General features: G+C 65.5%; 7 protein-coding genes. 2 read left to right on the top strand and 5 right to left on the bottom strand.

Translation table 11 applies throughout. The features are described from left to right. Nucleotides 1-317: 317 nt before the first annotated feature. Entirely contained in the window at nt 318-818 is a 501-nt protein-coding gene (locus CR152_RS24925) for a YcxB family protein (protein ID WP_099879467.1), read from the bottom strand. Then, nucleotides 815-3,076: a putative bifunctional diguanylate cyclase/phosphodiesterase gene (locus CR152_RS24920; RefSeq protein WP_099879465.1), complete on the bottom strand. Its 2,262-nt coding sequence runs from the start codon at nt 3,074-3,076 to the stop codon at nt 815-817. Before CR152_RS24920 ends, CR152_RS24925 begins: the two co-directional genes overlap by 4 nt. 331 nt (nt 3,077-3,407) lie before the next feature. Here CR152_RS24920 and aroC point away from each other — a divergent pair, with 331 nt between their 5' ends. Together aroC and CR152_RS24910 are read left to right on the top strand one after the other, a co-directional pair. Continuing rightward, nucleotides 3,408-4,502, top strand: coding sequence for a chorismate synthase (aroC, locus tag CR152_RS24915; protein WP_099879463.1), 1,095 nt, complete (start codon nt 3,408-3,410; stop codon nt 4,500-4,502). Next, nucleotides 4,495-5,685 (top strand): MFS transporter, encoded by a 1,191-nt coding sequence (locus CR152_RS24910; protein ID WP_229413578.1) that lies wholly within the window; start codon nt 4,495-4,497, stop codon nt 5,683-5,685. Before aroC ends, CR152_RS24910 begins: the two co-directional genes overlap by 8 nt. Nucleotides 5,686-5,733: 48 nt before the next feature. On the opposite strand, the gene CR152_RS33885 is transcribed toward CR152_RS24910, so the two are convergent. The 3 genes from CR152_RS33885 to CR152_RS24895 form a co-directional block, all read right to left on the bottom strand. Further along, a complete protein-coding gene (locus CR152_RS33885; protein ID WP_208640196.1) occupies nt 5,734-7,626 on the bottom strand; it encodes a right-handed parallel beta-helix repeat-containing protein in 1,893 nt (630 codons plus the stop codon). Between the two features lie 263 nt (nt 7,627-7,889). Next, nucleotides 7,890-9,404, bottom strand: coding sequence for an HDOD domain-containing protein (locus CR152_RS24900; RefSeq protein ID WP_229413576.1), 1,515 nt, complete (start codon nt 9,402-9,404; stop codon nt 7,890-7,892). Continuing rightward, nucleotides 9,401-11,125 carry a putative bifunctional diguanylate cyclase/phosphodiesterase gene (locus CR152_RS24895; protein WP_229413574.1) on the bottom strand — a complete coding sequence of 575 codons (1,725 nt, stop codon included), beginning with the start codon at nt 11,123-11,125 and terminating at the stop codon, nt 9,401-9,403. The genes CR152_RS24900 and CR152_RS24895 overlap by 4 nt, the downstream gene beginning before the upstream one ends. Nucleotides 11,126-11,437: the final 312 nt, after the last annotated feature.

The following is an 11,437-nucleotide window of genomic DNA, read 5'->3' as shown; positions in this document are numbered from 1 at the left end:
ATATTACGTGAACGCAGGCGCGCACGGTGCGATTACGGTGCGGGGAAGAGATGCTGTTGCCGACGTGCAACAATTGATTGCTACTAGGATACTTCGGGGTGATTGCTGCCGTTGACGCTTAGTTCAGTCGCGCTCGTGCCTGCACCGTCGCCCCTGCGCTTCCACCGTCATTTGCGCACTTCCACCGTCGCCCGCGCCCCCCCACCGTCGCCCCCGCGCAGGCGGGGGCCAAAGTTCGTATCGAAGCCAGTGGCATATCTGAATACTTGGGCCCCCGCCTGCGCGGGGGCCGACGGTGGTGAAATGGGCGCGAAACGTCAAGCCGCCGTTTTCAGGGCACTGGCCCGCTGCCAGAACGCCTGGAATGCCTCGCCACTACTGAAAGCGCGGCGCGGCAGCACGAAAATGCCGTTCCCCTGTAGCCGGAACACGATATATCCCGACAGCCGGCCCACCGAGGCAATCGCCGCCCATGGCCGCATGCTGTCCTGCTTGCCCGCGCGCCGCTCCAGCCCGGCGTCGGTCAGCGCATAGTGGTGACGCCCCAGCATCGGATTGCCGGCATCGAGCTTGAGCAGCATGGTCGCGATATTGATCGTCAGGGCCGACAGACCCCCGCCCAGGGCGCCTCCGAGCGCGGCCACCGCCGCCACGCCCAGCGAGTACAGATTGTCCGGCGTGCGCGTCACCAGCACCAGCACGAAGATCGCCAGTGCCAGCACGCCCATGAAAATCCAGTTGCCCTTCAGGCGCGGAATCATCGCCAGCGAAACCAGGAACACATCGCGTTTGGTGATATCGACCGTCACCTGCATCATGCGGAGCCGGGCAGGGCTTCGTCGTTGAGCCACTCGTACAGCGCCGTGGTGGCCATCGGCCGGGCGAACAGGAAGCCCTGCGCCAGCGGGCAGCCGAGCGACTGCAATATCTCGGCCTGGCGTTCATCCTCGACCCCTTCGGCGATCACCGACAGCCCCAGGTTGCGCCCGAGCTGGATGACCATTTCGGCAATGCTGCTGCCGCGCGCCGAATTGGTGATTTCGGTGACGAACGCGCGGTCGATCTTGAGCCGGTCCACCTGCAGCCGCTGCAAATACGAGAGCGACGAAAAACCCGTACCGAAGTCGTCGATCGCGATCGACACGCCGGTATGCTTGATCTGGGCCAGCATCTTGATGAGCAGGTCCGGCTCTTCCATCGCCATCGATTCGGTGATTTCGAGTTCGACGAATTCCGGCGGCGCCCCGGTTTCTTCCAGCGCCGAGCGCAGCATGTCGAGGAAGTACGGATGGCGGAACTGCACCTGCGAGACGTTGATCGACATGGTGAACTGGCGGTGCCCGGCTTCGCGCAGGCGCACCAGTTCGTGGCAGGCGCTGCGCAGCACCCATTCGCCGATGTCGATGATCAGGCCCGAATACTCGGCGATGGGAATGAAGCGGTCCGGCGAAATATAGGTGCCGTCGGCGGTCTGCCAGCGCAGCAGCGCTTCGGCGCCCACCGGGCGGCGCGCGGTCAGGTCGATCTGCGGCTGGTAGACGACGAACAGCTCGCCCTTGGCGAAGCCGGTGCGCAAGGCATGCATCATGCGCACGCGTTCGCGGATTTCCACGCCCATGCTGCGCGAAAAATAGAAGTGGCCGGCGCGCTGCTGGCTCTTGGCGCGCTTGAGGGCAATGTCGGCATCCTTGAGCGCATCGGCGCCGCTGCCATCGTGTTCCGACAGCCGCACCAGGCCCAGGGTGGCCGACAGCTGCACATCCTGGCCGTCGATCGAGAAGGGCGTTTCGAACAGCGCCAGGATGCGGACCGGATTGACCGCCTCGGCGTCGCCCAGCACGCTGAAAATATCGCCGCCGATGCGCGCCACCGTCAGCTGCTGGCCGAGGCGCTGCTGCAGGCGGGTGGCCACGGCGACGAGCAGCATGTCGCCGAACTGGTGCCCCAGCGCGTCGTTGGTTTCGGCGAAGTGGTCGAGGTCGACCAGCGACAGGGTGGCGTCGTTGCGCGCCGGCCCGGCCATGGTGGCGTCGAGGATTTCGACCAGGCGCGTGCGGTTGGGCAGCTTGGACAGCTGGTCGTAGAAAGCGGCGTTGTGCAGATGCGTCACCAATTCGACGTTGTCGAGCCCCACGGCGACATTGCTGCAAAACACTTCGAGCAGGCGCTGGTCGATCTCGCCGAGCGGGCGGCCCGGCGCCAGGTAGGCGACGAAATCGCGGCTCGATTTCCCGGCGAAGAACAGGGTGACGGTACCTGGCTCGTAGATGTTGCGGCGCTGGGCCAGGGTGCGCTCCATGGCCGTGGCGACGATGGCGTCTACGGCCGCGGTCAGATTGCCGGTACCAAGCCGGCGGTAGGCGCCGGCGGTGGCGATGATGTGCAGCTCGCGGCAGCGCCCGTCCGGGCACTCCTGCACGCACAGCACGCCGTTCGGCTCGACTTCCAGGATGTCGGCGATTTGGGCCAGCACCCCGGCGGCGAAGTTTTGCACGCCGTGCAGCGCCATCAGCTCGGTGCTGGCGCGCACCACCAGGTCCAGGCCGCGCCGGTTGGCACTGATGGCGCGGATTTGTTCGTACGAGCGGATCGCCCCCGTCACTGTCGTAAACAGCTTGATGCGGGTCAGTTCGGACTTGGTCTTGTAGTCGTTGATGTCGAAATCGCGGATGGCGTCGATTTCGGGCGCGTAGCCGGGCTGCCCGGTGCGCAGGATGATGCGCACGTCGGCCAGCTTGAGCGTTTCGCGGATGTAGCGCACCAGGTGCAGGCCGGCGTCGTCCTGTTCCATCACCACATCGAGCAGGATGACGGCAATGTCGTGTTCGTGCTTGAGCATTTCGCGCGCCTGGCCGGCCGAGTAAGCGTGCACGAATTCGAGCGGCCGCTGTTGCATGTCCAGGTTGCCGAGAGCGAAGGTGGTGGTCGAGTGCACGTCTTCGTCATCGTCGATGATCATCACGCGCCAAACGCTGTTCGCACCCCCGGCTACCGGCGCCGCGGGATGTTCCTCCAAAAATACCAGGTCGTCGTGGTTGTCCTCAAGGTCGTCCAAGGGCGTGCTCGATGGGGGCATGTGTCGCTTCTCCAGGCGTTTCTCGGTAATGACGCGTCGCCAGTATACGTCCAACTGTTACACAGTAACCCATATCCATGCGGATAGGGCGACACAGATTGCGGAACAGCTACTGCTTTCCAACAGCATGCCACGAATCCGGCTGACTGTATCTATTTACCGTGAGAAAAAGAACTTGTACGACGTACTAACATGGTTGTTAAAATGCTCACTTGACGGGCGGCGTCGGCGTGGCGGAACCAAGGCGGCTTCCAGGCGGCACTTGGCCGGTGCCGCCAGCAAAAGCGCGCGGGCTGGTAGAATTGGCTTTTCCGCCACTCACTTTCTTATCATGTCCGGCAATTCTTTTGGCAAGCTGTTTACCGTTACAACGTTTGGCGAGTCGCACGGACCGGCCATCGGCTGCGTGATCGACGGCTGCCCGCCGGGCCTGGTGTTGTCCGAAGCCGACATCCAGCCCGACCTCGACCGCCGCAAACCGGGCACTTCGCGCCACGTTACGCAGCGCCAGGAAGCCGACACGGTCGAGATCCTGTCCGGCGTGTACGAAGGCAAGACTACCGGCACGCCGATCATGCTGATCATCCGCAACCAGGATCAGCGCAGCAAGGATTACGGCAATATCGTCGAGAGCTTCCGGCCCGGCCACGCCGACTACACCTACTGGCACAAGTACGGCGTGCGCGATCCGCGCGGCGGCGGGCGCTCGTCGGCGCGCCTGACGGCGCCCGTGGTGGGGGCGGCGGCAATCGCCAAGAAATGGCTGCACGAGCAGTACGGCACCGTCTTCATGGGCTGCATGAGCCAGCTGGGCGACATTCCAGTGCCGTTCGAGGCCTGGGAACACGTGCCGAACAACCCGTTCTTTGCCGCCAGCGGCGACGCCGACCTGATCGCGCGCATGGAAACGGCCATGGACGCACTGCGCCGCGATGGCGATTCGATCGGGGCGCGCATCGATGTGGTGGCCAAAAACGTGCCGGTGGGTCTGGGCCAGCCGATCTACGACAAGCTCGACGCCGACATCGCCTACGCCATGATGGGCATTAACGCGGTCAAGGGCGTGGAAATCGGCGCCGGTTTCCGCTCGGTGGCCCAGCGCGGCTCCGAGCATGGCGATGAGCTGACCCTGGAAGGCTTTGTCGGTAACAACGCCGGCGGCGTACTGGGCGGCATTTCGACCGGCCAGGATATTACGGTGTCGATTGCGATCAAGCCGACCTCGTCGATCCGCACGCCGCGCCGTTCGATCGATAAAGCGGGCAACCCGGTGATGGTCGAGACCTTCGGCCGGCACGACCCCTGCGTGGGCATCCGCGCCACGCCGATTGCCGAGGCCATGCTGGCCCTGGTACTGATCGACCACGCGCTGATGCACCGTGCCCAGTGCGGCGACGTGCGGGTCGATACGCCGAAAATTGCCTGACGCCGGCGCGGGGCGCGGCGCTGCGCATATCGCCCCGTCGCTCGCCCCGTTTTCGCTGTTCCTGTTTGCGTATTACGCGCAGGTCGGCGCCTTTGCCATCTACGCGACCCTGTTCTTTGCGGCGCGCGGCATGAGCGCGCCCCAAATCGGGGTGCTCATGTCGCTGATTCAGGTGATGCGCATTATCGGCCCCAACCTGTGGGGCTGGCTGGCCGACCATAGCGGCCAGCGCGTGCGCGTGCTGCGCTTTACTACCGCCGGCGCGCTGCTGGCGTTCAGCGGCATGTTCTTCGCGGAGACCTACGTCCAGTTCATCGCCGTGATGGTGGCGTTCAACCTGTTTTCGAGCGCGCAGGCGCCGCTGGCCGAAGCGCTGCTGCTGTCGGCCCTGCGCGGCGACGCCAGCAATTACGGGCGGGTGCGCCTGTGGGGTTCGGTCGGTTTCATCGTGGCGGTGCTGGCCGCCGGCTGGCTGCTCGACTGGCTCGGCGTGAACGCCTTGCCGTCGATCGCGCTGTTCCTGCTGGTGTGCGTGGCGGCGTCGGGCCTGCTCATCGTGCAGGCGCCCGCATTGCCCCATGCGCAAGCGGCGCCGGGTTTGTGGAGCGTGCTGCGGCGGCGCGAAGTGATCGCGTTTTTCGTCTCGGCCGCGCTGATGGCGGGCGTGCACATGTCGCTCAACGCCTTCTATTCGCTGTACCTGGAGCAGGCCGGCTACAGCAAGCCGGTGATCGGCGCCATGTGGGCGCTGGGGGTGGTGGCCGAGGTGGCGTTTTTCTATTTCCAGGCGCCGCTGCTGCGCCGCTTCGGTGCGCAGCGCGTGATGATGTGCGCGTTCGCGGTGGCTGCCGTGCGCTTTCCGCTGATCGGCGCGGCCGGCCAGCTGCTGCTGGTCCTGGCGTTGGCGCAGCTGCTGCACGCGGCAACCTTTGCCGCGCACCTTTCAAGCTCGGTGATGGTCATGCAGCGCTGGTTCGCGGGCCCGCTGCAGGCGCGCGGCCAGGCGCTGTACATGAGTCTTGCCTACGGCATCGGCGGTACCGTCGGCGGCCTGCTGATGTCGCTATGCTGGGACAGCATTGGGCCGCAGTCGGTATTTTATCTGGCGGGGGCGCTGGCGGTGGGGGCAGCCGCCAGCGCCGCGCTGTCGTTCCGCTGGCAGCGCGCACACGCGCTCGCGTAAGACCGGGGCGCTGCCTGCTACCGCCAGGCAGCGCAGTCCCGATACGCCTTATCTTTCGACGGCGCCCAGGTCAATCGCCGTACCGACGACAGGACGTGGAATCGCGCCCGGCTTGAGCTGCCACTGTACCGGATGCGCCAGCGCATTGCGGTGCGGTGGCTGGCCAGCGTTGACCACCACGCTGCCAGCCAGTGGAATCGAGCTCGCCACATCGACCGGCGACGTGCTGCCGGAGATCATGTTGCTCTGACCATTGAGCTGGCCAGGCACGGCGCCGTCGCGCCAGCCCGTCGTCGCCCAGTTCTTACCGAGGTTGACGATGCCGCCCGCGGTCCAGCCCGGACCCACGCCCGAATTCGAACGCATCTTGAAGGCCGTGACGCTTGGCGCGGCCACGAACACGTTATTCCACACTTCGGCCGTCTCTTCGGTGGTCGACAACTGGAACATCGACACATTCGCGCCCGTCATGTGCACGGTGTTATTGAAGAAGTACAAGGTGCCTTTGCGGAAAATCGGCTCGCCCCAGGTATTGCCCGCAGCGCTGTAGAAGTGGTCGCCGCCGTAGTGGATGAAGCTGCCGTGGTCGCCGTTTTTCACGATCACGTTGCCGTAGACGAAGGTCGACCGGTAAGCCGGATCGCGCGTCGCGGTGACGGGGAAGTCTTCCGCCTCAACCAGGTCGATGGCGCGCGCGCCCGTTTCGATGCGGTTGTAGCGCACCACGGTGCCGGTCGAGCGGTCCTTGATCGAGTTGCCTCTTGCGCCGGCACGCACCGGACCGTAGTGGTTGAACTCGAACACGATGCCCGCGCTGGCGGTGTAGCTGGTATGCAGGCGATCGCTGCCGACGATACCGTTGTTCCACATGTGGTTACCGGCGATGCGGATCTGCTTGCTGACCGCAAAGTCGCCCTCGTCGGTGGACTTGGTATACAGGGCTTGCTGGCAATCGCTGATATCGTTGTCGGCGATCATGATGTGCTGGCCGCGTTCGACCCGGATGCAGCTGCCGAATTCCGGATAGGTTTTTTGCGCGCCGGCCGAGTTGTAGTAGCTGTAGTTCGGGTGCGAGCGGCGCACGGCCAGGCCATCGATCTGGATGTGGCTCGGGAACGCGGTGTAGGCGTCGGTTGCCTTCTGCTTGATCAGGATGATGGCGCGACCCTCGTGGATTTCGCGCGACGAGGTGCCGCCGTAGCCGGCTGCCAGCGCGCCGCGGGTGCGGGCGTTATGGCCGTCGATGACGGGACGTTCGCCGTTCGGGCCGCGCACGCCGCAGACGCGCAGCGGGGCCTGGGCCGTGCCTTTGGCCGACACCATGAATTTGCCGGCGTAGGGGGCGGCGCGGTAAAAGATGCGCACGGTGTCGCCAGCGGCAAGCGATTCCCACGGCACCATCTCGAGCGAGCTGTACTGCTTGCCGTCGCCGACCTGCAAGTCGCGCCCGGGGCCGGTGTGTTCGCACGGCGCCAGGCCGAGTGCGGACGGTGGGGGCGGTGTCGGTGTAGGAGTCGGCGTTGGAGTCGGAGTCGGAGTCGGGGTTGGTGTCGGTGTCGGTGTCGGAGTCGGCGTCGGAGTTGGTGTAGGCGTAGGCGTCACCGGACCGGCCAGCAGCAGCGGCGTGGAACCGGACAGGCCCGTGTCCATGGTCGCGGTAATGATCACCGGGTTGCTTGGTGGCGTGGTCAATGGGGCGATGTAGTGGCCATTTTGCGAATTGATGTAACCGTAGGTCGCGTTGCCGCCAGGGATGCCGTTGACCGACATTTTCATGGAGCGGCCAACGCCGTCGAGTTTGCCGGTCGCCCAGACCGAGGAACCCAGGGGGTAGGGCGCCACGCCGCCGCTGAGGCTGACCGTGACGGTGGCCGAAAAGGCTGGCGCCGCCACCATCATCAGCCCGACCTGGGCCAATCGCGAGAATGTTAAATTATTCATGAAATCTTTCTGCTTATGTGATTGAAATGACATGCACGGAATCAGCCAGGTTGTGCCGAAAACCAGCGGTACCCAAGCTGCTCGCGGTGGGCTGCGGCGAGACGCGCCAGCCAGGCCAGCGAGGATGCCATGATGCATATAAGTCAATTACAAATAGATTACAGATTGTGATTATTTCAACTTTTTGTTGCGCGCGGACGGCGCTGCGACGGCGTCGAGCGGCGCGTGCGAGGTGAGGCGGGCCGGTTTCCCGGCCCGTGCGGTCAGCGTGGCTTGGCTGCCGCGGCGGCCGTTTCCACCTGCTGGCGGCGGACCACGGTCTTGACGATCAGCGCCCGCAGGTCGTTGAGCAAGGCGAATTCGGTCTGGCTCAGGTGGATGGCCGGGAAGCTGTCGTCCCAGTCGCCGTAGATAAAGCCGACCGGCTGGCCATTCGACGACAGCGGCAGGATCACGAAACTGCGCCCGCCCGACAGCGAATCCTTCCACCACTGCGGCAGCTTGGCCGCGAACCTGGTGTCGTGCGCGTTTTCGACAAAAATCACGCGGTCGCTGCCGAGCGAGGCATGGAACACGTTGGCGCTGTAGGTGTCGTCAAAACTGAGGCCGCCGATCAGGTCCTTGACGCCGTCGCCCAGTCCCATCTTGGCGATGTACTTGTTCTCGCGGCGGTTGCGCAGGAAGGCCACGGCGCGCGAAAAGGTCAGGCCCTGGTACACCGTCTCCAGCGCCATCGACATCATCTGGCCCGGGTTGGCCGTGGCGACGACGTCGCGCATGTCGGACACGCCGGACAGGAGCACCTTGTTGCCCTCGGCGCGCATGCGGCGCGTGGCGATGTCGGCTTCGCGCTTCTCGGCCGGCTTGGCCAGCGGCGCGATCGACAGGTCGGCCGCCGCCGTCTCCTTGGCTTTTTCGATGGCGCTCATGAGATGGTCCGGCTCGACCCCCAGCATCGACGAGAAACTGCTGGCCAGCGCGCGCACGTTGGCGGCGCCCTCTTCGTCGTCGTTCCACAGGGAGCTGGCGCATTGCGACGACATGGTCGACACCGCGGCCAGCCAGTCTTCGTGCGTGAACGCGTCGCCGCGCTCGGCCGGCTCGACCCGGCGCATGCCGTTGATCAGATTTTTCGGCAAGCCCCAGTGTTCGGCGGCGGCGCGCCCGATTTCTTCCATCGTCAGGCCGAGCACCGGCGGCGCGGCGGCGTCTTCGCCACCGGTGCCGCCGACCGCCTGCAGCGCGGTCCAGCGTTCGGGCATGTAAAAGGTGATCATCATGCGACCGAGCGTGTGCAGCATCGAGCACACCACCGCTTCTTCGGAGTCGCGCGCGGCGGCGCTGGCGGCGACCTGCTGCGCCACCATCCCGGCCAGCACCGCTTTTTCCATCTCCACGTGGGCGATGGCCGAATCGGGCGAGGCGCGCGTCAGTTCCTCGATCAGCTTCAGGCCCAGCGCCAGGTGGCCGATCGCTTCGGTGCCGAGCACCAGCACCGCCTTGGTGACGGTGTTGATGCGCTGGCCGAAGGCCGAATACATGCCGCTGTTGGCCAGGCGCAGAACCTTCTGGGTCAGGACCGGGTCCGACAGGACGGTTTGCGTCATGCTGAACTGATGCTCGTCCTCGCCGCGCATGGCGCCGAGAATGGAACTGATGGCTTTGGCGAAGCCGGGCATGTCGCCGCGCCGGCGCACCCGTTCCCACAACTGGTTCAGGGTGGCGTCGGCGCTGGCCGGGCCGGGCGGAGCGGGATGGAGCAGTGCGCCGGCAATCATCGTATCCCCGCCTGCGGTTCGAGCGGCATCAGGGACGCGTACAGGTCTTCCCTGAGGGCGGCCATGGCCGCGTGGGCCGGCATCGGTTTGCCGGTCAGGTAGCCCTGGATGTACTGGCAGCCGCGCTGGTCGAGGTAATCGAGCTGCGCCTCGGTTTCCACGCCTTCGGCCACCACCGACAGCCCCAGGTGCTTGGCCAGGTCGAGCACCGCGTTGCAGATCGCGCCATCCTTGGGCGCGTCGGGCAAGTCCTTGACGAAGGCGCGGTCGATTTTCAGCACCGAGATCGGGAAGCGCTTCAGGTACGCCAGCGAGGAATAGCCGGTGCCGAAATCGTCGATGGCGATGCGCGCCTGTCGCTCGGCCATCTTGACGAGGATGGATTCTGCGTGCACGGGGTCGATCATCAGGGTTCCTTCGGTGATTTCGAGGACCAGCTGGCTGCCGCTCATGCCGGAAAAGGCGAGCGCATGGTCCAGCACCTCGAGGAATTTATCGTTGCGAAACTGGCGCGGACTGATGTTGACCGAGATGTACAGCGATCGCTTGGCCACTTCCTCGAACTGCCTGAGCTGCACGCAGGCCGCCTTCAGGGCCCAGGCGCCGAGCAGATTGATCAGGCCATTGGTCTCGGCGATGGGGATGAAGCGCACCGGCGGCACCATGCCCAGGGTTGGATGCTTCCAGCGCATCAGGGTCTCGAAGCCCTGGATGCGGCGCGTGGGGGCGTCGACGATCGGCTGGTAGTAGAGCAGGAATTCGCCTTCGCGCACGGCGTGGAACATGGCTGCTTCGAGCGAAATGTCGTGTTCCGGCGGGCTGCTTGTGCGCGGGCTGTAGACCAGGCAGCGCGCCTTGCCGGTTTCCTTGGCGCGCGACATGGCGGCGTCGGCCAGCGCGACCAGCTGCACTTCATCTTCGGCGTGCTCGGGAAACAGCGCCAGGCCGATCGAGGCGCCGATGTAGATGGTGTGCTTGTCGACCTCGAACGGCGCCTGCAGGGTGGCCAGCAGGCGCCCGGTGACCAGCTTGATCTGGGCCTCGGTGCAGGTGCCCGGCAGGACCGCGACAAACTCGTCGCCGCCGATGCGCGCCAGGGTGTCGCTGTCGCGCAGGGTCGTGCGCAGGCGCGCCGCGGCGATGCGCAGCACGGCGTCGCCGACCGGGTGGCCCAGGCCATCGTTGACCTTCTTGAAGCCATCGAGGCCGATGGTGGCGACCGAAAAATTCTGGCCCGAGCGGCGCGCGTGGGCGATCACCATGCGGATCCGGTCCGACAGCAGCAGGCGGTTGGGCAGTTCGGTCAGGGAGTCGTGGGTGGCCAGGTGGCGCAGGCGTTCCTCGGTGTCGCGCTGGGCCGAGATATCGCGCCCGACCACCAGCAGTGCGGCGTCGCCGGAACGTTGCAGGCGGCCCAGGCGCAGGTCGAACCAGACATCCTTGCTGCCGGTGTGCAGGCGCACGTCGAGCCGGGTGGGCTGGGCGGCGGCGCCGGCATCGAGCAATGCGGCGCGCAGCGCGGCCCGGTCGGCTTCCGGCGCCAGCGCCACCAGCGTGGCATCGGCGCCCTGGAGCGCGAACAGGGACCGGGTGCGCTCGCTGGCCGAGACGATCCGGCCCGCCGCGTCGAGCCGGAACACGATGTCGCCCGCCGCTTCCATGAACTGGTCAAGCTCGGTGGCCGTATCGCCGTGGAGAACTGATGGGGCACTGGAGCGCATTGTGAAATCGTTACCTTCGTAGTGTGGCTTGCCGCAGGTGGCCGGGTGCCCGGCCGGCCTGGTCTAGTTTAGCAAATCGCTATCCAATGTGGCACGGAACGATTCTAGGATGCATCAAAAATCGCCGGTGCGGTGTGTCATTTAATGTTGCTTGAGCGAACGCAAATTCCAGTGCGCCAGACGGGCGGGAAAGCAACTCTTGCCCCGTTTTCGCCTTTGGGCTAGGCTGTAGCGCGACATGCCGCCGTTTTTCCGGCCCGGATTGCTATTGTCGCTCACCCTGCGCTTTTCGGGGGTGCGCGCACTTGGATG

It is taken from the genome of Massilia violaceinigra (genome assembly GCF_002752675.1).
Lineage (GTDB): Bacteria > Pseudomonadota > Gammaproteobacteria > Burkholderiales > Burkholderiaceae_D > Telluria_A > Telluria_A violaceinigra.
Note: the sequence above shows the minus strand (reverse complement) of the source record. Positions and strands in the feature narration are given on the sequence as shown.